Source organism: Massilia sp. DWR3-1-1, from assembly GCF_049898325.1.
Lineage (GTDB): Bacteria > Pseudomonadota > Gammaproteobacteria > Burkholderiales > Burkholderiaceae_D > JAFCUW01.
Window position 1 is genome coordinate 91282 of record NZ_JAFCXL010000010.1, and the last position, 22902, is coordinate 114183.

21 protein-coding genes are annotated in these 22902 nt (G+C 68.0%); 8 read left to right on the top strand and 13 right to left on the bottom strand.

Going from position 1 to position 22902, the window contains the following annotated elements; genetic code table 11:
- The first annotated feature begins 10 nt into the window (after positions 1 to 10).
- On the top strand, positions 11 to 832 hold the full coding sequence (locus tag ACP7EY_RS12515) for a hypothetical protein (protein ID WP_426193967.1): 822 nt from the start codon (positions 11 to 13) through the stop codon (positions 830 to 832).
- 189 nt (positions 833 to 1021) lie between these two features.
- Here the strand turns inward: ACP7EY_RS12515 and ACP7EY_RS12520 are convergent, their stop codons facing one another.
- Positions 1022 to 2449 (bottom strand): App1 family protein, encoded by a 1428-nt coding sequence (locus tag ACP7EY_RS12520; protein WP_426193969.1) that lies wholly within the window; start codon positions 2447 to 2449, stop codon positions 1022 to 1024.
- A gap of 126 nt (positions 2450 to 2575) precedes the next feature.
- On the opposite strand from ACP7EY_RS12520, the gene ACP7EY_RS12525 reads away from it, so the two are divergent.
- Positions 2576 to 3277: a hypothetical protein gene (locus ACP7EY_RS12525; RefSeq protein WP_426193971.1), complete on the top strand. Its 702-nt coding sequence runs from the start codon at positions 2576 to 2578 to the stop codon at positions 3275 to 3277.
- Between the two features lie 51 nt (positions 3278 to 3328).
- On the opposite strand, the gene ACP7EY_RS12530 is transcribed toward ACP7EY_RS12525, so the two are convergent.
- Together ACP7EY_RS12530 and ACP7EY_RS12535 are read right to left on the bottom strand one after the other, a co-directional pair.
- Positions 3329 to 4273, bottom strand: coding sequence for an alpha/beta fold hydrolase (locus ACP7EY_RS12530; protein ID WP_426193973.1), 945 nt, complete (start codon positions 4271 to 4273; stop codon positions 3329 to 3331).
- A 146-nt stretch (positions 4274 to 4419) separates the two neighbouring features.
- Positions 4420 to 5121, bottom strand: coding sequence for a pirin family protein (locus ACP7EY_RS12535; protein WP_426193975.1), 702 nt, complete (start codon positions 5119 to 5121; stop codon positions 4420 to 4422).
- A gap of 132 nt (positions 5122 to 5253) precedes the next feature.
- Between ACP7EY_RS12535 and ACP7EY_RS12540 the strand changes: the two genes are divergently transcribed.
- A complete protein-coding gene (locus ACP7EY_RS12540; protein WP_426193977.1) occupies positions 5254 to 6207 on the top strand; it encodes a LysR family transcriptional regulator in 954 nt (317 codons plus the stop codon).
- A gap of 131 nt (positions 6208 to 6338) precedes the next feature.
- Positions 6339 to 9434, top strand: coding sequence for a CHASE domain-containing protein (locus tag ACP7EY_RS12545; RefSeq protein ID WP_426193979.1), 3096 nt, complete (start codon positions 6339 to 6341; stop codon positions 9432 to 9434).
- Between the two features lie 346 nt (positions 9435 to 9780).
- On the opposite strand, the gene ACP7EY_RS12550 is transcribed toward ACP7EY_RS12545, so the two are convergent.
- Complete coding sequence (locus ACP7EY_RS12550; RefSeq protein ID WP_426193981.1) at positions 9781 to 10239, bottom strand: GNAT family N-acetyltransferase; 459 nt, start codon at positions 10237 to 10239, stop codon at positions 9781 to 9783.
- A gap of 190 nt (positions 10240 to 10429) precedes the next feature.
- Here ACP7EY_RS12550 and ACP7EY_RS12555 point away from each other — a divergent pair, with 190 nt between their 5' ends.
- The gene (locus ACP7EY_RS12555) at positions 10430 to 10690 is read left to right on the top strand and encodes a hypothetical protein (protein ID WP_426193983.1); all 261 of its coding nucleotides are present in this window, start codon (positions 10430 to 10432) and stop codon (positions 10688 to 10690) included.
- Between the two features lie 373 nt (positions 10691 to 11063).
- Here ACP7EY_RS12555 and ACP7EY_RS12560 read toward each other — a convergent pair whose 3' ends face one another.
- The 3 genes from ACP7EY_RS12560 to ACP7EY_RS12570 all read right to left on the bottom strand — a co-directional run bounded on the left by ACP7EY_RS12560 (position 11064) and on the right by ACP7EY_RS12570 (position 14268).
- Positions 11064 to 11591: a PEP-CTERM sorting domain-containing protein gene (locus ACP7EY_RS12560; RefSeq protein ID WP_426193984.1), complete on the bottom strand. Its 528-nt coding sequence runs from the start codon at positions 11589 to 11591 to the stop codon at positions 11064 to 11066.
- Between the two features lie 347 nt (positions 11592 to 11938).
- Positions 11939 to 12352: a c-type cytochrome gene (locus ACP7EY_RS12565; protein ID WP_426193986.1), complete on the bottom strand. Its 414-nt coding sequence runs from the start codon at positions 12350 to 12352 to the stop codon at positions 11939 to 11941.
- On the bottom strand, positions 12349 to 14268 hold the full coding sequence (locus ACP7EY_RS12570; RefSeq protein WP_426193988.1) for an AI-2E family transporter: 1920 nt from the start codon (positions 14266 to 14268) through the stop codon (positions 12349 to 12351). The genes ACP7EY_RS12565 and ACP7EY_RS12570 overlap by 4 nt, the downstream gene beginning before the upstream one ends.
- 50 nt (positions 14269 to 14318) lie before the next feature.
- Here ACP7EY_RS12570 and ACP7EY_RS12575 point away from each other — a divergent pair, with 50 nt between their 5' ends.
- Positions 14319 to 14534, top strand: coding sequence for a hypothetical protein (locus ACP7EY_RS12575; protein ID WP_426193990.1), 216 nt, complete (start codon positions 14319 to 14321; stop codon positions 14532 to 14534).
- Here ACP7EY_RS12575 and ACP7EY_RS12580 read toward each other — a convergent pair.
- The 4 genes from ACP7EY_RS12580 to ACP7EY_RS12595 are packed head-to-tail and all read right to left on the bottom strand — an operon-like array spanning position 14503 to position 18139.
- On the bottom strand, positions 14503 to 15384 hold the full coding sequence (locus ACP7EY_RS12580) for an ABC transporter permease (protein ID WP_426193991.1): 882 nt from the start codon (positions 15382 to 15384) through the stop codon (positions 14503 to 14505). The genes ACP7EY_RS12575 and ACP7EY_RS12580 overlap by 32 nt on opposite strands.
- Positions 15381 to 16235: an ABC transporter ATP-binding protein gene (locus ACP7EY_RS12585; protein WP_426193993.1), complete on the bottom strand. Its 855-nt coding sequence runs from the start codon at positions 16233 to 16235 to the stop codon at positions 15381 to 15383. Before ACP7EY_RS12585 ends, ACP7EY_RS12580 begins: the two co-directional genes overlap by 4 nt.
- A 1-nt stretch (position 16236) precedes the next feature.
- Positions 16237 to 17232, bottom strand: coding sequence for an ABC transporter substrate-binding protein (locus tag ACP7EY_RS12590; protein ID WP_426193995.1), 996 nt, complete (start codon positions 17230 to 17232; stop codon positions 16237 to 16239).
- 31 nt (positions 17233 to 17263) lie between these two features.
- Positions 17264 to 18139 carry a TauD/TfdA dioxygenase family protein gene (locus ACP7EY_RS12595; RefSeq protein WP_426193997.1) on the bottom strand — a complete coding sequence of 292 codons (876 nt, stop codon included), beginning with the start codon at positions 18137 to 18139 and terminating at the stop codon, positions 17264 to 17266.
- 327 nt (positions 18140 to 18466) lie between these two features.
- Here ACP7EY_RS12595 and ACP7EY_RS12600 point away from each other — a divergent pair, with 327 nt between their 5' ends.
- Positions 18467 to 19186 carry a glutathione S-transferase N-terminal domain-containing protein gene (locus ACP7EY_RS12600; protein ID WP_426193999.1) on the top strand — a complete coding sequence of 240 codons (720 nt, stop codon included), beginning with the start codon at positions 18467 to 18469 and terminating at the stop codon, positions 19184 to 19186.
- Positions 19187 to 19200: 14 nt separating this feature from the next.
- On the opposite strand, the gene ACP7EY_RS12605 is transcribed toward ACP7EY_RS12600, so the two are convergent.
- On the bottom strand, positions 19201 to 19902 hold the full coding sequence (locus ACP7EY_RS12605) for a methyltransferase (RefSeq protein ID WP_426194001.1): 702 nt from the start codon (positions 19900 to 19902) through the stop codon (positions 19201 to 19203).
- A gap of 240 nt (positions 19903 to 20142) precedes the next feature.
- Here ACP7EY_RS12605 and ACP7EY_RS12610 point away from each other — a divergent pair, with 240 nt between their 5' ends.
- A complete protein-coding gene (locus ACP7EY_RS12610; RefSeq protein WP_426194003.1) occupies positions 20143 to 22488 on the top strand; it encodes a hypothetical protein in 2346 nt (781 codons plus the stop codon).
- A gap of 35 nt (positions 22489 to 22523) precedes the next feature.
- Here the strand turns inward: ACP7EY_RS12610 and ACP7EY_RS12615 are convergent, their stop codons facing one another.
- On the bottom strand, positions 22524 to 22871 hold the full coding sequence (locus ACP7EY_RS12615) for a zinc ribbon domain-containing protein YjdM (protein ID WP_426194004.1): 348 nt from the start codon (positions 22869 to 22871) through the stop codon (positions 22524 to 22526).
- Between the last annotated feature and the right edge of the window lie 31 nt (positions 22872 to 22902).

Genomic DNA, 22902 nt, shown 5'->3' on the forward strand with positions numbered 1-22902 from the left:
AGGGTCACCCATGCAACAATTAATCTCTGAACTGTCCAGGCTGTACTTGCTGGAACCCCAGTTGTGCTTCGAAGATGCGGATCGCCAACTGCCGCTGCCCCTGACGCCGGGCCGCCTCGAGCAGCACCTGCTGGGCCTGAAAACGGTGTCGCTGGCGCTGTTGTCGGCCGAAGGCCGCGGCCGCACCATCGTGCTCGACTTTTCGGCGGGCGGTCCCAGCCGCGGCGAGCAGCAGTGGCGCGCCCTGTGCACGCTGGCCAATGCCGTGCGCGACAGGCTGAACCTGCCGGCGCCGGCGGTGAGCATCTCGGGCCATGGTTTTCAGCTGTGGCTGTCGCTGGCGGCGCCGGCGCCGGCGGCCGACATCGCCGAATTCGCCCGCCTGCTGCACGCGGCCCACCTGGTCGACGACAAGGACCGCGACAACGGCGTGCTCGCGCCCCTGGTGGAACTGCCGCCAGGGCGCCAGCCCGGGGGCAAATGGGCCGCCTTCATCCACCCTGGCATGGGCGCCTCGTTCGCCGACGAACCGGCGCTGGAAATGGCGCCACCAATTGGCGCCCAGGTCGGCTTCCTGGAAGGCTTGCGCAGCATCGGCGCCGCCGAATTTGCCGCAGCGCTGGCGCAGTTGCGGCGCCTGCAGGCGCCACTGCCGGCGGCGGCGCCTGCCATTGCGCCGGCCGCTGACCCTGCCCGCCACAGCGGCGCGGGCGTGCCGGCCGGCCTGCTGTTGCAGGACGCCACCCTGGAAGACATCGTCGCCTGGCTGCACGCGCGCAATATTGAACCGACTTTTCGTCACCTGATCCGTGCCGTCGGACCGGCTTTGTAGCGTTGTCGTGTGCGGCGGACGGCATGGCACGTTCCGCCGTCAAAGCGGCGCGGGTGGGCGAGCAGGGCAGGAGCAGGCGTCCACCCTCGAGCAGGTGGTGTGGATTTTTCAGCTCGACGAACCAGGCCAGGGCGGCGTGCCGTCAGGCGCGGCTGCGCCTGACGGCCTGAGGCACACCGGCGGCCCCGCTCAGGGCGTGGCCAGGCGCAGATCGGCGCGCACTTCGGCCAGCCTGGCCCCGTCGATCAAGCCGGCGCCCACGGCGTGCACGGCCGCCGCTTCGCTGTCGGCCACCACCACCAGTTCGCTGCCGGCGGCGGCCACCTGCTCGCCAAGGCGCTCGAGGGCGGCAATCCGGGCCGGATCGGGATTGACGTTGCGGATATAGATGACGCTCACCCGGCGCGGATGGCGCCGCACCAGCTCGGCATAGATTTCCGGGTCCTGCTCGCCACTGTCGCCGATCAGCACGAAGGGCAATTGTGGATAGGTGGCCAGGATGTGCTCGATCCGGGCCAGTTTGTGCTTGCCGTGCTCGCCCATCTTGAACAGTTGTTGCCAGCCCAGTTCGCGCAGCAGCAGGGGACCCGGCGGCAGGCCGTGCAAGTGCAGGAATTCGCGCAGGTGGGCGAACAGGTGCCACGGGCTGCTCGAGACGTAGAACAGGGGGTTGGCGCCTCCGTCTGCGGGGGCGCCGGCGCCGTCGCGCAGCGCGCGGTAGAACGCCGCCACCCCCTTGAACGGCCGGCGCGTGTGGGGATTCAAGCGCGCCAGCATGAGCGCCATGTTCAGTTTATTGGTGACATTCGTCCACAGCACCGTGTCGTCGATATCACTGATCACGCCGAAGCGGGCGCCGGCGCCAGGCACGAGCACGCTGGCGCTGGCGTGGACGGCGCTGGGCGCGTCCGGCAAGGCCAGTTCCACCGTCAGCCAGCCCGGCGCCGGCGCGCTGGCCGGCCTGATGTCGAAACTGAAGTAGCCGCCACGGTCGGTGCGGGTGAGCCAGGTCTGGCCGTCGTAGCGCGCCGATACCGCCTCGCCCGCCACCTGGTCCGCTTCGAGTCGCCGGTACAGTGCTGCCAGGTTGCGCCAGCCGCTGTCGCCAGCCTGCTGCGGGCCGAAGGCGCGCTCGTCGAGCACCCGTCCCCGCACCGCCAGGCCGCCCGCGCTGCCGTAGCCCAGGTAGGGCAGCAGCATCAACTGGCGCCGGGCGATGCCGTAGGCGGCGGCACGGCGGGCGGCACGGGCCAGCCGGCCGACCGTGCTGACCACGCGCCGCCGCGGTTGCGCTGGCGGCGCCGGCACAGCGACCGGCTGCGCGGCCGGCGCCGGCACGGCGACCGGCGCCGGCGCGTGCGCGCGCGGGGCGGCGGGCGCCGCTTCGATCCACCAGCTCTCGCCCGGCAGCGACGGCAGTTGGCGTGCCAGCGCCGCCGCCTGCTCCGGCGTCACCGCCGTGGCCAGCACGGCGACACGCAACCCGGCCGCGTGCAAGGCATCGATCTCGGCGGCGCTGGCCAGTCCGGGATTGAGTTGCAGGCTTGTCCCTGCCGGCACGCCGCGCGGCCCGCTCAGGCTGTCGAGGCCGGCGCGGGTGAGGATCAGGTAGGGCATGGGGCGCGGCCAGGGTCGGGGTGGAAACGGCCAGCCTACCATGGGCTGCTGGTTTTTCGTGACGCATGGGACAGGCTGCCGCGCCGATCGGCGATAATCGCGCCTTACCTTGCCACCGACGCCACCATGACACCGTTCGAACTTCCCTTTCGCGCCACCACCGACGAGGCTTGCACCTGGCTGGCAGCGCACACCGGCCTGCCCTGGGACCTGGCGTGCCTGCTGGAACACCTCACACCCTATGTGTGGCTGGACTACGATGCCGCGCTGGCGCCCCTGTTCGGCGAGGCCAATGGCGGCTACGCGGCGCCGATTTTCCTCGCTGACGACATCGCCCGGCTCGCCGCCGGCAGCGCCGACGTGCTCATCACCCGCACCAAGGACGCCTATAAAATCGTCGCCCCCTTGCCGGATGGCGGCCTGCGGCGCCGGCTCGACGAACTGCGCTTCCAGAAGCGCGATATCGAGCGCCTGCCGGAACAATTGGCGCGCGCCGCCTTGCCGCCGCCGCCACCGCCACCGGCGCGCGAATCGCAGGCCGGCATCGACCGCGCGCAGGTGCTCGAGGCCTTTGCCGCGCTCGTCAAGATCGACCTGGACAAGGCGCTGCGCGAGGCCCTGGGCGTGTTCGGCGACGACGGCGCGCGCGTCAAGGGAAGCGCCCGCAAGTCGCCCAAGCAGGCCTTGTGGAATCCCGTGACGCTGGCGTTCGGCTTGAATGACCTGTACCGCGTGCCGCTGGGGCGCCTGTCGGCCGCGTTCCGCTCGCAACCGGCGCTGGAAGACTGGCGCGAGCGGTGGGAACTGTCGCTCGAACTGCTGCGCTAGCGCTGAACGGACGCAACCGTCGCATTGGCGGGCAGGGCGGGCAGGGCCGATTCATGGGCCGATGAACGCCAGCAGGTCGCCATTGAGGCGGTCCTTGTGGGTGGTCGGCAAACCGTGCGGCGCGCCCTCGTAGATGAGCAGGGTGGCGTCCTTGATGATGGCGGCGGCGGCCTTGCCGGCGCAATCGATGGGCACGATCTGGTCGTCGCTGCCGTGCACGATGAGAGTGGGGACGTCGAATTTTTTCAGGTCCTCGGTGAAGTCGACTTCGGAAAACTGCCTGATGCAATCGTAGGCATTCTTGATGCCACATTGCATGCCCTGCGCCCAGAAGGTGTCGCGTACGCCCTGCGAGACCTTGCTGCCGGCGCGGTTGGCGCCGTAGAAGGGCGCGCTCAGGTCCTTAAAATACTGCGAGCGGTCGGCCAGCACGCCGGCGCGGATGGCGTCGAACACCGCCAGCGGCAAGCCGCCCGGATTGGCCGGCGACTGCACCATTTGCGGCGGCACGGCGCCCACCAGCACGGCGCGGTCGACCCGGCCGCTGCCGTGGCGGCCGATGTAGCGCGCCACTTCGCCGCCGCCCGTGGAATGGCCCACCAGCGTGGCCTCGTGCAGGTCGAGCGCGTCGATCAGGCTGGCCAGGTCGTCGGCATAGGTATCCATGTCGTTGCCGTCCCATGGCTGGCTCGACAGGCCGTGACCGCGCCGGTCGTGGGCAATCACGCGGTAGCCGTGCGAGGCCAGGAACAGCATCTGGTCTTCCCAGGCATCGCCCTGCAGGGGCCAGCCGTGGCTGAACACCACCGGGGCGCCGCTGCCCCAGTCCTTGAAGTGGATGACGGTGCCGTCGGCCACGGTAACGCTGTTGATGGTGAGGGCGCTGGCGCCGACCCGGGGCGCGGCGCGGCCGTTGCCGCTGGTGACGGTGGCGCTGGTACTGCCGTTGCTGCCGTTGCTGCCGTTGCTGCGTGCTGGTGCGCTGTCCTGGTTCATGGCGGATCTCCCTGGCTGTGGTGGAGTGGACGTCCTTGCACAATGTCAGGCCTGGCCATGCCGGGCCTTGACTAGCGTCTAATGCGCACCCTTGCAAACGGCGCGGTTCCGGCATGGCTGGCGGCGGGCGGGGCCCGCCGCCGTTCTCAGGCTGCCAGGTCGAACACGATCACTTCGGCATCGATGCCATGGCGCAGACTCACCTGCGCCTCCTGCTCGAGCAGGGCGGCGTCGCCGGCCTTCAAGGGGTGGCCGTTGACTTCGATGGCGCCACGCACCACGTGCACATAGCCCTTGCGCTGCGGATCGATGGCCAGCGTGGCCGTTTCGGCGCCGTCGAACAGGCCGGCGTACATGGCGGCATCGGCATGCAGCTTGACCGAGCCGTCGGCGCCGTCGCTCGAGCCGACCAGGCGCAGTGCGCCCCGCTTGTCGGCCGGCGCAAAGCTTTTCTGCTCGTAGCTGGGGGCGATTCCCTTGACGTTGGGCATGATCCAGATTTGCAGGAAATGGGTGGTCTGGTCGCTCGCATGGTTGAACTCCGAGTGCACCACGCCGCTGCCGGCGCTCATGCGCTGGACGTCGCCGGGCGGAATCGTCTTGACGTTGCCCATGCTGTCCTGGTGCGCCAGTTCGCCCGACAGGACGTAGGAAATGATTTCCATGTCCTTATGGCCGTGCTTGCCGAAGCCCGAACCGGGCGTTACCTTGTCTTCGTTGATGACGCGCAGATTGCCCCAGCCCATGTGGTTGGCGTCGTAGTACTCGCCGAAGGAAAACGAGTGCTGGCTTTTCAGCCAGCCGAAATCGGCCTGGCCGCGGTCGTGGGAATGGCGAACGGTGATCATGGTGTGCTCCTTGGTAAGTTATCAGCGGGTATCGGTGACTGCACGATGGGATCCATTGTGCGCCTGCGACCTTGCTGGACGGCGCAACACGATTGATGGCATCATTCAAATTATTTGAATGATGGAGTGCCCATGAGTGCCGCCCGCGACGTCCTCACCCCCGCCACGCTGGCCATGCTGCAGGCCATTGCCGACTGCGGCAGCTTTGCCGGCGCCGCCCGCGCCAGCAATATGGTGCCCAGCGCATTGACCTACCGGGTGCGGGTGATCGAGGAGGCGCTCGACGTACTGCTGTTCGACCGCAGCGCGCGCCAGGCCCGCCTGACCGAGGCGGGCAAGGAGTTGCTGCGCGAGGGCGCGCGGTTGCTGGCCGACATCGATGCGGTGGCCAACCGGGTCAAGCGGGTCGCCACCGGCTGGGAGGCCCAGCTGACCATCGCCGTCGACAGCGTGATCGACCGCCTGCCGCTGATGGAGCTGTGCGAGGCGTTTTTCGCCATGCATCCGCCGACCCGCCTGCGCCTGCGCACGGAGACGCTGTCGGGCACGCTGGCGGCGCTGACCTCTGGCCAGGCCGACCTGGCCATCGGCGTGGTGCTCGATTCGAAGCTGCCGGCGGGACTCGAGCATCGCCCGCTGGGCAGCGTGCCCTTCGTTTTCGCCGTCGCCCCGCAGCACCGGCTGGCGGCGGCCGCCGAGCCCTTGAGCGACGCCGTCATTGGCCAGCACCGGGCCGTTGCGCTGGCCGATTCGGTCGAGCGGGGCGGCGGCCTGACGGTGGCGGTGCTGCCGGGACAGGACGTGTTCACGGTGGCCGACATGCGCGCCAAGATCGATGCCCAGGTGCGCGGCCTGGGCGTGGGTTTTCTGCCGGCGGCGTACGCCGGTCCGTACATCGCCAACGGCAGCCTGGTACGCAAGGAACTCGAGCGGCCGGCCCACGCGCTGCAGTTCTGCACCGCCTGGACCAAGGCGCCGGCCCGCAGCAGCCAGGGCCGGGCGCTGGCCTGGTGGCTGGCGCGCATCGACAACGCCGTCACCCGCGCGGCCCTGCTGGGCGAGAGTGGACACCGGCTGCTGCCGTGAGCGCCAGCGGCCGGCGCGACTGGGGCGACCGGCGCGGTGCGCCGGTAAATGTGCCACGCGGCAGCGCGGTTTGTTAATATGGGGACCCATCGTCCTGCAGCGCCGCGGCAAGCGCGGCAAGCACTGAGCCCATGTTTCCAAGCAAGCTAGCGCCGCCCGGGCGAACCGAATCGCCCCAAGCCGTCGTCGATGGCCGCTGGCGCCTGCGCCAGGCCGAGGCGCTGGCGCTGGTGGTGTTCGCGCTGGCGCTGGCCGCCACCTTCGGCCTGTGGCAGGCCGCCGAACTGCAGGCCCAGCGCAACCGCCAGACCGAGTTCGATTTTCAGGCGCGCCGCACGGTGCGCTCGATCGAGCAGCGCATGGCGACCTACCAGCAGGTCGAGCGCGACACCCAGGCTTTCTTGCTCGGCAATATGGACATCGCGCCGGCCGATTTCAAGCTGTTCGTCGAGGCGATCGGCTTGCAGCAGCGCTTTCCCGGCATCCAGGGGCTGGCGCTGGCGCGCCTGGTGCCGGCCGCCGAGCGCGATGCCCACGTCGCCGCCATGCGCGCCGCCGGCGCCGCCGGCTACGCCATCAAGCCGCCCGGCGAGCGCCCCTTGTACTCGTCGATTACCCATATCGAACCGTTCACGGGCCTCAATTTGCGCGCGCTGGGCTTCGACATGCTGACCGATCCGACCCGCCGCGCGGCGATGGAACGGGCGCGCGACAGCGGCGCGGCGGCGGCGTCGGGCAAGCTGCGGCTGATCCAGGAAAACGGCCGCGACGTCCAGTCCGGCTTTGTCATGTATATCCCCGTCTACCGGCGCGGCGCCGCCGTCGCCACCGTCGGGCAGCGGCGCGCCAGCTTGCTCGGCTGGGTGGGCGCGCCGTTTCGCATGGACGACCTGATGGCGGGGCTGGGCGGCGAGCGCTCGGCTGAAGTGACGCTGGCGATCTACGATGGCGACGCCACCACCGCCGATGCCCGGCTCTACAGCACCGACCCCGGCGCGCGCGCGCCGGCTGCCTTCCGGCCCCGCTTTTCGACGCTGCGCCGGATCGACGTGGCAGGCCAGCGCTGGACGCTCGAGATCGACTCCACCCCCCAGCTGGAGGCGCGCATCCCGTCCAGCGGCGCCGCCTGGATCGCCCTTGGCGGCAGCGTCGCGGCGACCCTGCTGGCGATGCTGGTGCTGGCGCTGGGCAGCGGCAAGCGGCGCGCCCTGAACCTGGCCACCGCCATGACGGGGCAACTGCGCGAGAGCGAGTTTCGCTGGAAGTATGCACTGGAAGGGGCCGGCGACGGCGTCTGGGACTGGGACCGCGCCAACGACGCCGCCCTCTACTCGAAACAGTGGAAGGCGATGCTCGGTTACGCCGAGCACGAGCTGCCCAACAGCACCCAGGCCTGGCAGGCACTGCTCCATCCGGACGACGATGCGCGCGTGCGCGCCACCCTCGACGCCTACGTCGACCAGCGCCTCGCCGCCTACGCCTGCGAATACCGCATGCGCGCCAGCGACGGCAGCTACCGCTGGATACTGGGGCGCGGCATGGCCGTCACCTTCGGCGCCGATGGCCGTCCCGCGCGCATCATCGGCACCCATACCGACATCACGCGCACCAAGGAAAACGAAAACGCCATGCGGCTCGTCAATGCCCAACTGGCGCGCCAGCAGCACCGTTTCAACGTCATCCTGCAGCACTCGCACGACGCCTTTGTCGCCATCGGCGCCGATGGCGTCATCACCGACTGGAACGCCAGCGCCGAGCGGATGTTCGGCTGGCGCGGCGCAGAAGCGATCGGCCGCCCGCTGGTCGAACTGATCATCCCGCCCGACCAGCGCGCACGCCACCAGGCCGGGTTTGCCCGCTTCATCGAAAGTGGGCAGGGCACCTTGCTCAACAACGTCATCGAAGTGACCGCCTTGCACCGCTCGGGTCGCTTGTTGCCGGCCGAACTGGCGATGGCGGGCTTTCCGGAAGGCAGCCAGTTTGCCGTCAGCGCCTTCATCCGCGACGTCTCCGAGCGCAAAGCGGCCGAGCGCAGCGCCGCCGAGCGTTCGCTGGCGCTGGAAGAGGCGCGCCTGGCCTTGACGCACGCGCAAAAACTCGAGGCGGTGGGCAAGCTGACGGGCGGGGTGGCGCACGACTTCAATAACGTGCTGCAGATCATCAACGGCAACGTCCAGCTCTTGCAGCAGTTTGCGCCCACGCCGGCGCTGTTGCAGCAGCGCCTCAAGAGCATCGCCGCCGCCGTCGGCCGGGGCGCCAAGCTGTCGTCGCAATTGCTGGCCTTCGCCCGCCGTCAGCCGCTGCAGCCGACCGCCATCGAGCCGCTGCGCATCCTGCGCGACCGCGACGACCTGTTGCAGCGCGCCCTGGGCGAGCAGATCGCCATTGAGTACCGTCACGATGGTGCGCCGTGGAATGTGTTCGTCGATGCCGGCCAGCTGGAAAACGTGTTTCTCAACCTGGCCCTCAATGCGCGCGACGCCATGCCGGCCGGCGGCACTTTCGTCATCGAGCTGCGCAACACCGTGCTGTCGATGGCGCAGGCGCGCGCCATGGCCGACATTGGCCCCGGCGACTATGTGCTGCTGATGGTGTCCGACAGCGGCAGCGGCATGACGGCCGAGGTGATCGCGCATGCCTTCGAGCCGTTTTTTACCACCAAGCCGGTCGGCCAGGGCACCGGGCTGGGGCTGTCGATGGCCTATGGCTTCGTCAAGCAGAGCGGTGGCCACATCCGTCTGTCGAGCGTGGTGGGGCAGGGCAGTACCATCGAGATCTTCCTGCCACGCTCGCTGCTGGCGCCCGCGCCGGCCGCCGCGCCCGCGCCCGACGCCATCGTCGGCGGCGACGACACCATCCTCGTCGTCGAGGACGACGAGGCGGTACGCGCGAGCGTGGTGGGCACCTTGCAGGGACTGGGCTACCGCGTGCTCGACGCCGCCGATGGCGCCGCCGGGCTGGCCATCGTGGAAGCGTGCGCCCGCGCGGGCGGCCGCATCGACCTGCTGTTTTCCGATGTCGTCATGCCGGGCCCCGTCAGCAGCACCGAACTGGCCGCCCGCGCCGTCGCCCTGCTGCCGTCGATGGCGGTGCTGTTCACTTCCGGCTATACGCGCAATGCGCTGATCGTCGACGGCCGGCTGGGCGAGGGGGTGCAGCTGCTGAGCAAGCCGTATCAGCGGGGGCAGTTGGCGGGGAGGATACGCGAGGTAATCAAACAAAAGTGAAAACCTACTTTTGTCTGGTTTCGCGTGCTGGACAGGACTGGCGGGGCCAGTCCTGTCCAGTAGAAAGGGCCACCCCGGCTTACCGGCGCAGGACCAGTCAGGTAAAAATCACTGGCGGAGCCAGATGAAGTGCTCAAACAAAAGTGAAAACCTACTTTTGTTTGGTTTCGCGTGCTGGGCAGGACTGGCGGGGCCAGTCCTGCCCAGTAGAAAGGGCCACACCGGCTTACCGGCGCAGGACCAGTCAGGTAAAAATCACTGGCGGAGCCAGATGATTTTTGGACGGAGACCCGGTCGATGCAGGCTTCGCCGCGGGGATTGGTGCCGCCGTTGGCGTGCTGTCACATCAGGTGACGGTGCGCGTCATGAAGGCGCTGTTGGGGTCGTCGAGGTAGTCGCCGAATGGGGCGCAGGGGACGAAACCGGCGTTGGCGTACAGGGTGCGGGCTGGCGCGAAGCTGCTCTGGGCGCCGGTTTCCAGGCTCAGACGGTGATAGCCGCGGCGCTGCGCTTCGGCGATCAGGTGGGCCAGCAGCGCCTTGCCGGCGCCGCGGCGGCGCCGGGCGGCAGGCGTGCGCATCGATTTGATTTCACCGTGGAAGGCGTCAAGCTGGCGCAGGGCGGCGCAGCCGAGCAGGGTGGCGCCTTCCCACGCCGACCAGAAGCTGATCGACGCGTCGCGCAGGCGCGCCAGGTCGAGCGCATGGACGCTGCCGGGCGGCGACTGCGCCCGCATGCTTGCCAGGTGTTCCTCCAGCAAGGCGTGAATGGCGGGGTCGCTCAGGTCGTCGGGGCGGATTTGCATGGCGGTGCAGCAAGGTCGTCGGGGTGCTAAAATTTTAGCACGACGCCGGCGTGGCTGCCTTGCTGTGTCTGCCGTAACTCCTACAGACGATGGGGTGGTTTTCCGAACGTGTGCGTATGAGCGACGCGCTACGATGGTGTCGTGGCCGATCTTTGCCGCCGAACAATGCTAAACAACGCTGGAGCCTCTTGTGCACACCATGATCGCCGTCTTCGCCAATCGGGCGCAGGCCCGCGCTGCCATTGACGCCTTGCTGGCAGCGGGCTTTGGCAGTGCCGATATCGTCGCCACTGCTGATCCGGCCGGCTTGGGGACGGCGCCCGCGCGCTTCGTTCTCAGCGTGCTCATCAATAACGCCCGCGATACCCGCCGTGCCGCCGCCATCGTCGGGCGCCACGGCCCCGTCGGCATCGACGCCAGGCTGGGCCGCCGTCTGCTCGGTGGCGCCTGAACGGAACTCGTCCTGCACAAATTTCGGCATTAAATTACAGCAGTTGGTCAGCGCGTGCTCGACCATCAAATGGGGTTTGGCATCGACGGCCGTTTGTACCTTGTCCCCAACGATGCCGCGGCCGCCCGTTATCATGGGGCGGGTATCCGGATCAGCGAACGACATCGGTGTTTCGCCCGTCTCTACAAGCGTCGCTTCATTTTCCGTGCGCGACGCCATCTGCGATTGCAACGCTGCTGTTTCCTCTGCCAGGCGCGCGCCGACACGCCGTCTGCAAAAAAGCCGATGGACGCGATCGCCTCGCCAATGACAAACGGCCCGATCGAACCTGCGACCGGGCCGTCAAGGCGGCCAACGCTGGGCCGCCCTTGCGTCAGGTCGCGCGGCGCCGGCGCAAGGCGCCCAGTCCGAACGCGCCCGCCGCCATCAGCACCAGGCTGCCCGGTTCCGGAACCGCTGCCGCCTGCTCCGTGATGGTGGCCGTCAATCCATTCGCGATCCAGGTGTCGTATCCGTTGTAGACGGCGTAGGCCAGGTTTTTGTAGCCGCTTGAATAAATCACATAAAAATCATCGGAAGTGTAACGGGTGGTGCCGGCGCCGTTCACCAGCGCACCGAAGTAGTAGCCGTCACTGTACGCGCCCCAACCGAGTTCCGCCGTGGTGTAGGCATGGCCGTTGATCGTCAGGTTGACCGCGTCGATCGTCGACACGGGTGCGCCTGCGGAAGCTGCAGTGAACGTGATCGAGCCGGCCAGCGTGTTTTGCGGTGCTGCAATACTCGAGAAGATGCCGGCGCTGAAACTGGGCGCGGAGAAATCGAGCTTGTAGACCGTGGCATGGGCGCTGGCACAAGCGAGCAGGGTGGCCAGGGCTGCAACGAGATGGACGATTTTTTTCATGGTTTTTTTGCTTCGTTATAAGTAGGGGTATCGAAAATTCGCACTAGCGCAACATTAATTACTATAAAGCAATTTCCATGCCAGATTAACGGTGTTTATACGAATCAATGACTTGCGCGCCCGCTGATCGCAAGCGTCAATGCTGCCTGTAAGAAATTCCGACAGATCCACCGATCCCGGCCTGGCGGTGCATCACCCCCGCGGCCGAATCGCTTGCACCGTTGCGTGATCGCTTGCAATGAAGATGCTGTCGCCTTGTTGATGACGAGGCAGCCTGAACGGCGGCGTGCCTGATGACGCGCGCCTGACCTTGACCTGGGGGTGTTGTCAGGTGCTCTTGATGTATCTTATTTTACCGAGCGCAGGTAAGCGATCAGATTGGCGATCTGCCGCTCGTCGCTCAAGCCCCAGAAGCGCATGCTGGTGCCCGGCACCACCTGCTTGGGATCGCGGATGAACGCCGCCAGCTGCGCCTCGGTCCAGACGATGCGCGAGCCTTTCATGGCCGGCGAATAGGCGAAGTCGCGCGTCGAGGCGGCGGGGCGGCCGACGATGCCGGTCAGCTGGGGGCCGAAGGCGGCGCCGGCGGTGCCGCCGATCTGGTGGCACGAGGCGCAGCGGGCGAACACGCGCTGGCCGGCGCCGATGTCGGCGGTGGGCGCGCCAGCGGCCGCCCACGCGGGTGCGCCGCACAGCAGTGCCAGCGCCGCCGCCAGCAGCGGCGCGCCACTGCGCGTGGTGCGCGCGCGGGTCCCGCTCACGCCGCCGCCGCCATCGAGTACGGCGCGACGCCCCGTTTCCTGGCTTTTTCGTCGGGCATGACGAAGGCCAGGCCCTCTTCGAACGAGCGCAGCACCATGTCGACCTGGGCATCGACGACGCCCTGGTGGGCGGTGTCTTCGTCGAATGGCAGGCGGATCGTCGCCAGCAGCGCATGCGGCAGGTTGGCGCGCATTTCGCGGGCGGCCGCCAGCCACTGTTCGAGCGCGTCGCCGGCGGGATAGGCCAGGAAAATTGTCGACACCAGGTCGGGGCGGCGGTTTTCCGGCACGTCGCGCTCGACGGTGGCGGTGACGCTGCGCGCGTCGATGCCCACTTCGCGCAGCGAGCGCACCAGCAGTTCGGTGAGCAGGTCGTCGCGCTCGGAGGGCAGGCCCACGCACAGCACCACCGAATGGGCGGCCACGTCGAGCGAACCCTGCCAGCGGCCCAGCCGCGCTTCGCGCATCTGGCGCAGGTGGGCGCCCACGTTGGCGTCGAGCAGCGACACATCACGCCGGCGCGCGCGCCGGTTGGGCGCGTTGGAAATGGGCGTGAGCGTGGCGGCCACTTCGGCAATCGTCGCGCGCACCTGTTTTTCCTGCGCTTCGTCGGTCTGTCCCAGGTCGTGGTCGCTCACCGCCAGCACCAGGCCGGGCAGCAGGATCTGGTCGCAGTAACGGGCAAAACTGGAGTGGCGCAGGTAGGCGCGGGCGTCGGCGATGATGGCGCGCGTGTCGCCCAGCAGGAAGCGCTGGTAGATGCGCTCGGCCGCGCTCATGCTGGTGGCGTGCCCCAGCAGGGTCGAGAAGGTTTCCAGCGAGCGCACGTGGCGCCCCGCCACCACCAGGCACAGCGTCAGCGGGGTCGACAGCAGCAGGCCGATCGGCCCCCAGATAGCGGCCCAGAACAGCGCCGAAATGATGATCGACAGGGGCGACATGCCGGCGCTGCGCCCGTACACCTTCGGCTCGACCACGTGCGCCACCAGCACCTCGATGATCAGGAACAGGGTCAGGCAGGAAAACGCCAGTTGCCAGCCCGGATCGATGGCGGCGACGAACAAGGTCATGGCGGCGGCGGCGATCATCACGCCCAGGTAGGGCACGAAGCGCAGCATCGCCGCCAGTGCGCCGAACACGGCCGCGTGGGGAATGCCGGCAATCCACAATCCGATACCGAGCACGGTGCCGAAGGTGACGTTGACCACCAGTTGCGAAAAGAAGAAACGGGAGATGCCGGCGGTGGCATCCGACAAGGCCTTGATGGTGCGCCGCCGCTCCGACTGGCCGGCGAACATGACGAGCCGGTCGCGCAGCGAATCGTGTTCGAGCAGGATGAAAATGAGCAGCACCAGCACGATGCCCGCTTCGCCCACCGGTCCCCAGGCGTAGGCGACGACGCGCATGATGGCGTCCTTGGTGGTCACTTTCGGGGCGCGGATTTCCACCGGCAGCGGTTGCGAGGGGTTGACGACCAGTTGTTGTTGCTGTTGCTGCTGCAGGGTGCCCCGTTTCGACGTCAGGCCCGGCACGGCCAGCGGCGCCGGCATCGACGGCGAGACCGAATTGAGTTCCGCTTCCAGGCGGGCGAACGGGCGCTCCGTCACCTCGCGCACTTTTTCAATCTTGGTGCGGATGGCGGCGCGGTACTTCGGCAGGTCGCCCGCCACCGCCGCCAGCTGGAACGCCAGCACGGTGCCGATGGCGGCGATGGTGCTGGCGGCAATCACCACGGCGATCAGGGTCGCCGGCATCTGCCCCAGCCGGGCGCGCCGGCGCAACTGCCGCACCAGCGGGGCGATCATCAGGCTCAGGATCGACGCCAGGGCGATCGGCTGGAGCACGTCGCGGCCAAAATACAGGAGCGCCAGTACACAGGTGGCGGCGACGACGGCGATGGGAGTAAGACGCTTCAAGGGAAACTGACGAGAAAGTGGACGCTCGTAACTTATAGGAAAACGCTGCATTGCGCAAACGAACGGTGCGCAATGGGGCAGGGGTGATGTTGCAGGTGCACATAGTAACCCTGCACGCGCGTGGCAAGCCGTGGGGGCGCACCTTGCAGATCGTGGCGCTGGTGGGGGACGCCGGCGATGCCGGCGGCGTCGGCCGCTTCAGTCAGGCGCGCTGGCCCAACGGCGGCAAGCGCATCAGCGCTGCATGCCCCAGCGGCGGATGCTGATTTTCTCCAGCACCTGGAACACCAGGTGTTCGGCCACCAGGCCCACCAGGATCACGGCGGCCAGGCCGGCGAACACCTTGTCGGTATAGAGCTCGTTGCGGCTCTGAAAAATGTACCAGCCCATGCCACCCTTGCCCGAGGTGGTGCCGAAAATGAGTTCGGCGGCGATCAGGGTGCGCCAGGAAAACGCCCAGCCGATCTTTAGGCCCGACAGGATCGCCGGCAGGGCGGCCGGCACCAGGATGTACACGATCAGGCGCAGGCCCGTCAGGCCGTAATTGCGCCCGGCCAGCGTCAGCGTCTGCGGCACGCCCCGAAAGCCGGCGTAGGTGGCCAGCGCCAGCGGCCAGGTGACCGAGTGCACGAGCACGAAGATCAGGCTGCCCTGGCCCAGGCCGAACCACAGCAGGGCCAGCGGCAGCAGCGCGATCGCCGGCAGCGGGTTGAACATGGCGGTGGCCGTTTCCAGCAGGTCGCGCCCCAGCCTGCTGGCCATCGCCAGCGCGGTGAGCACAAAGGCGCAGGCGATGCCGGCCCCGTAGCCGGTCAGCAGCACGCCCAGCGAGACTTTCAGGTAGCCGCCGATCTCACCGGAGGCCACCCCGGCGGCGAAAGCCTGCGCCGTCTGCACGAAGCCGGGCAGCAGCAGGTCGTTGTTCTGCCAGCGCGCCAGCGCCTCCCACAGGACCGCCAGCAGCACCAGCAGGACGCTTTTGCGCAGCCAGCCGTGCTCGAACAGGGCGGCCACGGTGGCGCGGCGCGGGGCCACGCCACGCGCCGCCGCGCCGTTCCACGGCGCCAGCACGTATTCGATATCCGGCCGTACCGGCGGCTCCCATTGCGCGCTCATGGCACGAGCGCGCGCGCGCCGCTGGTGGTGATGGTGGCGGCGGTGCCGGCGGCCGGTTCGCCCGCCGGCGGTGCGCCGAACAGCAGCCGGTGGATGCGGCTGGCGGCGGCCTGGAACGGCGCGCTGCCGCTGCTGGCCAGGGTGAACTGGCCGCTGCCCAGCTCGGCCCGCACGCGTCCCGGGTGGGGAGAAAGCAGCAAGATGCGCTTGCCCACCACCAGCGCTTCCTCGATCGAGTGGGTGACGAACAGCATGGTGAAGCGGTGTTCTTCCCACAAGGCTTGCAGTTGTTCCTGCATCTGACGGCGCGTCAGGGCGTCGAGCGCGGCGAACGGCTCGTCCATCAGCAGGATGTCGGGCTGCATGGCCAGCGCGCGGGCGATGGCCACGCGCGCTTTCATGCCGCCCGACAGGGTGTGGGGATAGGCGTCGGCGAACGGCGCCAGGCCCACCCGCGCCAGCCAGTCGAGCGCGCGCCGTTCGGCCTGGCGGCGCTCGATGCCCACCGCCAGCATGGGAAACATGACGTTGGCCTTGACGGTTTTCCAGGGCGGCAGCTGATCAAATTCCTGGAACACCACGATGCGGTCGGGCCCCGGCTTGGTGATCGGCCGTCCGCCCAGGGTCAGGCTGCCGGCGCTGGGTGTGATGAAGCCGCCGACCGCCTTGAGCAGGGTCGACTTGCCGCAGCCGGAAGGACCGAGCAGGACGAAGCGCTCGCCGCGGAACAGCGCGAAGCTGACCTGGTGCACGGCGCGCACGCTGGCGCCCCGTTCGCCGCGGTAGTCGATGGTGACGCCATCGGCGCGCAGCAGCGGCTGCGAGACCAGGTGCAGGTCGGCTGTGGCCATCTCAGCTGCCCGTGGCCAGTGCCGGGTGGTCGAAGAAATAATCGCGCCACGAGGCGGGCTTGTTCTTCAGCGCGCCCGAGCGGGCCATGAACTCGGCCAGCCCCAGGGTGTTTTGCGGCGCCACCTTGAAGTCGACTTTCGGATTGGTGATCACCTTGAGCAGCAGGGCGCGGTCGATCTTGCTGGCATTGACGCGCAGGTAGGCGTCGGCCGCCAGCTCCGGCTTGGCCTTGATCAGCGCGGCCGCTTCGGCCAGTGCGGCGACGAACGCGCGGCTGGTTTTCGGATTGTCTTTTAGGTATTTTTCGGTGGCATACAACACCGTCAAGGAGCCGGGGCCGCCCTGCACCTCGTAGGAGTCGAGTATCACGTGGGCCTTCGGATTGCCGGCCAGTTCCTGCTCCTGGTAGGGCGGAGTGGCGAAATGGGCGTTGATTTCCGTGCCGCCGGCGATGATCGCGGCGGTGGCGTCGGGGTGGGGCAGCGACTGGGTGAACGGGTCGAGCCGCCTGGACTGGTCGACGCCCCATTGCTTCGCCGCGGCCATATGCAGGATGCGCGCCTGCACCGACACCTGCGCCGCCGGCAGCGCGATGCGGTCCTTGGCGCCCAGGTCGGCGATGGTCTTGACGGCCGGATTGGTGCTCACCAGCTGGTAGGGGAAATTGCCCAGCGAAGCCACGCCACGCACGTTCTGGCGCCCGCGCGTGCGGTCCCAGATGGTCAGCAGGGGCCCCACGCCGGCGCCGCCGATGTCGATCGAGCCGGCCAGCAGGGCGTCGTTGACGGCGTTGCCGCCCGATAGCTTGATCCAGTCGACGTCGATGTCGATGCCTTCCTTCTTGCCGTGCTTTTCAATGAGCTTCTGGTCCTGGGCGACGTTGAGCATCAGGTAGACGATGCCGTACTGTTCGGCGATACGAATCTTGCCTTCGGCATGGGCGTTGGTGGCCAGCAGCAGGGTGGCGGCGGCGATCGCGGTGAGGCATTTTTTCATGTTGGGGTCGTCAATCAGTGGTGTGGCGTGGTCAGAAAGGCGCGTCGCCCTCGATGGTGGTGCGGTAGAGCATGCGGCGCTGGTCGGCCGGGCAGCCGGCCGCCAGATGGGTGACGCTGCGGTTGTCCCAGAACACCAGGTCGCCCGCCTGCCAGCGGTGGCGATACACCAGGCTGGGGTTGCTGCTGTGATCGAACAGCGCCTGCAGCAGGGCGCGGCTTTCGCTGTCGGGCAGGCCGATGATGCGGGTGGTGAAATGCTCGCTGACGAACAGGGCCGGCTGGCCCGTCTCGGGATGGCGCCGCACCACCGGGTGGATGGCCGGCGTCACCTCGTCGATCTGCGCCTGGGTCAGGTCCGGTCGCCAGGGATTGCGCTTTTGCAGCTCGGCATATTTCGCCAGATAGCTGTGCTCGGCGCGTGCCTCGCTCACCGCCGCCCGCAGGTCGGCCGGCAGGGTGTTCCAGGCCGTGTGCTGGTTGGCGAACAGGGTGTCGCCGCCTTCTTGCGGCAATTCTTGCGCGTGCAGCATGGAGCCCAGGCTGGGAATGGCTTTATAGGACAGGTCGGAGTGCCAGTAGTGGCCGGCGTCGCCCAGGCCTATGGGCTGGCCGTTCTCGCGGATGTTCGAGATGATCAGCACTTCCGGGTCCGAGGCCAGCTGGAACTGGCGCAACACGTGGATTTGCAGGGGGCCGAAGCGGCGGCTGAAGCGCACCTGCTGGCGGGGGCTGATCTGCTGATCGCGAAACACCAGCACGTGGTGATCGAGGTGGGCCTGGTGCAGGACGGCGAAATCGTCGTCGTCGAGCGGGGCGCCCACGTCGAGGCCGATGACCTCGGCGCCGAGCGGGGCGTCGAAGGGGACGATGGTAAAACCGGGACGGAATTTGAGCAGGGCGGACATGATGGCGGCGCGGACGCTGGCTGGATCGGTGGCCCAGCTTAGCCGCTGCGGCGGTGCCCTCAAACGAAGCTTTTCGGCTATCGTCATGCGCTGGCCGAACTTGGCGGGCGCGCGCTGCAGATTAAGTGGCAATTAAAACAATATTAATAATATTGAAGCTTACCCACAGATTCTGTGGATAAAACGACCACGTTGCGCGGGACCTGCGGGGCGCGCCACGCTTTCCATCGGCGTGCTCAAAAAACAGGCAGTTACTGCAGTACAGGGGCTGCCGGCACGCGCGCCGCAAGTGCGTCATAATCGAACGCTCTTGTCAAGGAACCCACCATGAGCGCCTCCCCCGCAGATTTGTCGCATTTCACGATCACCGCCAAGTGGCCGGCGGCCCACCCCGAGCGCCTGCAGCTGTATTCGCTGCCCACGCCCAATGGCGTGAAGGTCGGCATCATGCTCGAAGAAACCGGCCTGCCTTACGAGCCCCACCTGGTCAATTTCGCCACCGATGACCAGTTGAGCGATGCCTTCCTCTCGCTCAATCCAAATAACAAGATTCCCGCGATCATCGATCCGGACGGACCGGGCGGCCAGCCGCTGGCCCTGTTCGAGTCGGGCGCCATTTTGCTGTACCTGGCCGAGAAAACCGGCCAGTTGCTGCCCGCCGATGCGGCCGGCCGTTACCATGCCCTGCAGTGGCTGATGTTCCAGATGGGCGGCATCGGCCCGATGTTCGGCCAGCTGGGCTTTTTTCATAAATTCGCCGGCAAGCAGATCGAGGACCCCCGTCCGCTCGCGCGCTACGTGGGCGAAAGCCGGCGCCTGCTGGGCGTGCTGGAGCGGCAGTTGCGCGGCAAGCAGTGGCTGCTGGGCGACGCTTACTGCATCGCCGACATCGCCACCTTTCCGTGGGTGGCCAACCTGGTGGGTTTCTATGACGCCGCCGAACTGGTCGGCTATGCCGATTTCCCCGAAGTGCAGCGGGTGGTGGCGGCCTTCCTGGCGCGCCCGGCGGTGGTGAAGGGCCTGCAGATTCCCGCCCGCCCCGCCTGAGCGGGGCGCCATGGTCAAGCGGGGCGCGTCGCCTTGAACATGGCCCGGATGTAATTGGCCGTGCCATCGAAATCGAAGGCCAGCAAGGCCATGTCGAATTCGTGGTCGTCGAAGACGGCCGGATTGGAGCAATTCGAAAACGTCACGACGATACAGCCACCGGGCGCCAGCAAGGCGCCGGCGCCTTGCATAAAACGCTGAAACAGCGAGCCGCCGGAATCGGACAAGGTGCGCTCCTCGATTGCAATGTCGCGATCGACATGAAAAAACGGCGGATTAAACGCAATCACGTCGAATGTTTCACCGCTAAAGGCCGAAAACAGGTCGGACTGGCGCACATCGACGGCGAGCGCGTTGGCGCGCGCATTGGCCGCCGTCGCCGCCACGGCGGCGGCATCGATGTCGCCCGCATGGGCTTGCCAGCCGCAGCGCGCCGCCAGCAGGGCGATGGCGCCGGCGCCGCAGCCCACTTCAAGAAAGCGCCGCCCCTTGCCCTGCAGTAAGCCGGCCGCCTCGAAATGGTCCGCGAAAAAACGGGTCGAACTGGTGTCGTGGGGGGAATAGACGCCCGCGCCCGCGTCCAGTTGCAGGCCATGCAGCACGAAGCTGCCGGGCGTGGCCACCTGTTCGAGCACGGCGCGATAACCTTCCAGAAATACGGCCTCCTTGATGGGCTGCTGGCACGCTGCGATCAATTGATTTACAAAACTTGTCATCGGGCTGATTTCTCAAAAGCGGGGAGTGGTTGCCGCGCGCAGGCAATCGAGGCGGCAGCTTATTTTTCTCGCGGAATATTAACGCAGCTTCGCGCTACCCGAACAGCTTTATTGCCCGCCCAGGGCAATTGCCGGGAAAAAATAACAATCCGGGGGCGGTTGTCAGAAGCAAGGAAAAAGGTTAATCTGGCATTAATTTTTAATTAACATCAAGCGCGGCTGAAGCTGCCTCTTTCCCTCATGAGCGATCTGCCCGTTTCCCTTTCCAAAGACCAGCCCGTCAAGGACAGCGGGGGCGCGCAGCCAGGCGCCGCCGCCCCGGTGGGGGTGCGCGCGGTGGTGGCCAGCCACGTCGAGCGCCTGACCCGCTTCGACGACGCCGACCTGGGCGAGCGACAGGACGAGCAGCAGATCGCCGTCAAGCTGGCGCTCGAACGTCACCATGGCGTCAGCTTCGCCATCACGCGCTTTCGCGGCAAGGGACGCTTGCCGGCCTCGGCCACGCGGCTGACCAGCAAGGCCGCCATGGAGGCCACCCTCGACGAGCGCCTCGACGAAGCCGGTGACGAGGTGGGCGCCGCCATGGCGCGCTGGGCCGGCGCCGACCAGCGCGCCTACCGCCGGGTAATGCGCAGCGCCGATGCCTTTCTCGCCGCGCCCTGCGCAGCCGGTTACGAACACACCTGCCGCGGCTGCCGCGGCGCCCGCCAGCTCACGTGCGACAATTGCCGCGGCAGGGGAAAGATCAGCTGTTCGCCCTGCGCGGGGACGGGCAAAATCAATTGCAGCAACTGCGGCGGCAGCCGGAAAAAAAGCTGCAGCGGCTGTTATGGCAGCGGCAGCGTCCAGGAGTCGGTCAGCAACCAGGTGTGGGACTCCTCGACCAACAGCTATCACTATGTGAGCGGCACCAGGACCGTGTCCTGCTCGGGCTGTTCCGGGTCCGGCTACCTCAGTTGTTATTCCTGCGATTACGCCGGCAAGGTCCGTTGCGGCGCCTGCGGCGGCGATGGCGACATCGGCTGCCGGCCGTGCGGGCGCACCGGCAAGGTCGATTGCGGCACCTGCGCCGCCACCGGCATCGAGCACGCCGGCGGGATCGTTGCCGCCAGCGTGGAGGCGGCTGAATCGCTGGCCATTGCCGGCGCCAACCAGCGCTTGAGCGCCTTGGTGCGCCAGCGCATTGCGACGGCCGAGCTGCCCGCCTACGGCGCCCTGCTGGGGGTGACGCACCAGGCCGGCGACAGTGCGGTGGTGTCGACCTACACGATGCGGCTGGACGTGCGCCACGCCGCCATGCGCGCGCGCGAGCGTGAATTCAGCCTGTACGGTTTCGGCCCCGCGTGTGCCGTGCTGGACTTCTGCAATATCGTCGGCCACATGCTCGAAGACGATCTGCAGGCCTTCGAAGCCGATCTGCTGCAGGCGCGCCGCTGGCGCCTCAAGCGCGCCGGCGGCGACGGCGTGCTGGCGGCGAGCGCGCGCTTTCTGCGCTCCGAACTGAACATGGAAATCGTCGAGCATGCCAATGGCGCCGCCGCCGACGCCGCCGCCGTGGAGCAACGCTTCTCTGGCCTGGTCGATGCGGCCTATATCGCCCGGGTGGTGGCGGCACTGGGCCGCGCCACCGGCCACATCTACGGCGACCAGATGCGCGCGCCGGCGCTGGTCCTGTGCGGCCTTGTGGCCCTTGCCGCCGCCGCCACCGCGGTGGCGCAGTGGCCCGATCCGCGCGCCCCGCTCAGTGCGGCCGCCTGCATGGGCGCCGCCGCGGCGGCCTGGCTGGTGCTCGAATGGTGGCAGCAGCGCGCCATCATGCGCGGTTTCGACGGGGACATCGGCGCGCGCATGCTTGCCCGCATCAAGGCCGATGGCAGCGTGCGCAACTGGCGCATCGGCATGCTGCTGGCGGCGGGTGTCGCCGCCGGCCTGGGGCAGGCGGGCGCCTTGAAGGTGCCGGCCGTGCGCGCCCTGCACGCCGAGCGGGCCGCCGTGTCGGGCGCGCGCGCCGATATCGACGGCTGGTTCGGCCAGTCCGATCCCGACTACCGGCAGCGCGTCTATCCGGCGCAGGCAGGGCTGCGCGCGCAAGCGCAGGCCGGCAACGCGGCGGCGCAAACGGTGCTGGCGTGGCAATTGCTGTTGGGGGCGGGCGGGGTGCCGCAGGACCTGGCCGGGGCTGGCGCGCTGCTCGACCAGCTCAAGGCCGCCGGCGCCCGGGGGGCCAGCTTGCCGGTCGCGGACGCCATCCTGGTCTTGCAGCGCGAGGCCACGCCGGCGCAGCAGCGCGATGCCGCCGCGCTGCTGGGCCAACTGGCCGAGCGGCTCGACTTTGCCGAGGCGCGCTACTGGCAGGCGCGCAGCCATATCGATCCGCGCAGCGCCACGTTCGACAGCGCGCGCGCGGTCAAACTGCTCGATCGCGCGGCCCGGCAGGGCCATGCGCATGCGGCCCTGTTGCTCGGCCAGGTGTTCGCCGAAGGGCGCGCCGTCAGGCAGGACCGCCGCCGCGCGCGCCAGTTGCTGCAACTGGCGGCCAGCCGCGGCCTCGATGAGGCGCGCGAAGCGCTGGGCAAGCTGCGCTAATTACGAGCCGGCCCGGCCCGGGGGCATGCCAGGCGTCAGGCCTTCTTGACGTACATGGTTTTCAGGCTCATCGCGCCAAAACCGTCGATCTTGCAATCGATGTCGTGGTCGCTGTCGACCAGGCGGATGTTCTTGACCTTGGTGCCCATCTTGACGGTGCCGGCCGAACCCTTCAGTTTCAAGTCCTTGATGACGGTGACGGTGTCGCCGTCCTGCAGGATGGCGCCGCTGGCGTCCTTGTAGACGCGCGGGCCGGCGGCGGCATCTTCGCTGGCGGCCTCGCTGGCCTGCCATTCATGGCCGCATTCAGGGCAGTTCAGTTGCGCGCCGTCGTCGTAGGTGAAGGCGGACTGGCATTGGGGGCAGGGTGGCAAGGCGGTCATGGCTGCGGTCTTTATAGTGGGAAAACGCGCA

Excerpts from the sequence above, each read along its gene's own strand:
- ACP7EY_RS12580 (WP_426193991.1), bottom strand. The coding sequence starts at position 15,384 with ATGAGCGCGCAATGGGAGCCGCCGGTACGGCCGGATATCGAATACGTG.
- ACP7EY_RS12590 (WP_426193995.1), bottom strand. The coding sequence starts at position 17,232 with ATGAAAAAATGCCTCACCGCGATCGCCGCCGCCACCCTGCTGCTGGCC.
- ACP7EY_RS12545 (WP_426193979.1), top strand. The coding sequence starts at position 6,339 with ATGTTTCCAAGCAAGCTAGCGCCGCCCGGGCGAACCGAATCGCCCCAA.
- ACP7EY_RS12615 (WP_426194004.1), bottom strand. The coding sequence starts at position 22,871 with ATGACCGCCTTGCCACCCTGCCCCCAATGCCAGTCCGCCTTCACCTAC.
- ACP7EY_RS12520 (WP_426193969.1), bottom strand. The coding sequence starts at position 2,449 with ATGCCCTACCTGATCCTCACCCGCGCCGGCCTCGACAGCCTGAGCGGG.
- ACP7EY_RS12595 (WP_426193997.1), bottom strand. The coding sequence starts at position 18,139 with ATGTCCGCCCTGCTCAAATTCCGTCCCGGTTTTACCATCGTCCCCTTC.
- ACP7EY_RS12560 (WP_426193984.1), bottom strand. The coding sequence starts at position 11,591 with ATGAAAAAAATCGTCCATCTCGTTGCAGCCCTGGCCACCCTGCTCGCT.
- ACP7EY_RS12540 (WP_426193977.1), top strand. The coding sequence starts at position 5,254 with ATGAGTGCCGCCCGCGACGTCCTCACCCCCGCCACGCTGGCCATGCTG.
- ACP7EY_RS12600 (WP_426193999.1), top strand. The coding sequence starts at position 18,467 with ATGAGCGCCTCCCCCGCAGATTTGTCGCATTTCACGATCACCGCCAAG.
- ACP7EY_RS12605 (WP_426194001.1), bottom strand. The coding sequence starts at position 19,902 with ATGACAAGTTTTGTAAATCAATTGATCGCAGCGTGCCAGCAGCCCATC.
- ACP7EY_RS12515 (WP_426193967.1), top strand. The coding sequence starts at position 11 with ATGCAACAATTAATCTCTGAACTGTCCAGGCTGTACTTGCTGGAACCC.
- ACP7EY_RS12550 (WP_426193981.1), bottom strand. The coding sequence starts at position 10,239 with ATGCAAATCCGCCCCGACGACCTGAGCGACCCCGCCATTCACGCCTTG.
- ACP7EY_RS12610 (WP_426194003.1), top strand. The coding sequence starts at position 20,143 with ATGAGCGATCTGCCCGTTTCCCTTTCCAAAGACCAGCCCGTCAAGGAC.
- ACP7EY_RS12585 (WP_426193993.1), bottom strand. The coding sequence starts at position 16,235 with ATGGCCACAGCCGACCTGCACCTGGTCTCGCAGCCGCTGCTGCGCGCC.
- ACP7EY_RS12535 (WP_426193975.1), bottom strand. The coding sequence starts at position 5,121 with ATGATCACCGTTCGCCATTCCCACGACCGCGGCCAGGCCGATTTCGGC.
- ACP7EY_RS12525 (WP_426193971.1), top strand. The coding sequence starts at position 2,576 with ATGACACCGTTCGAACTTCCCTTTCGCGCCACCACCGACGAGGCTTGC.
- ACP7EY_RS12530 (WP_426193973.1), bottom strand. The coding sequence starts at position 4,273 with ATGAACCAGGACAGCGCACCAGCACGCAGCAACGGCAGCAACGGCAGC.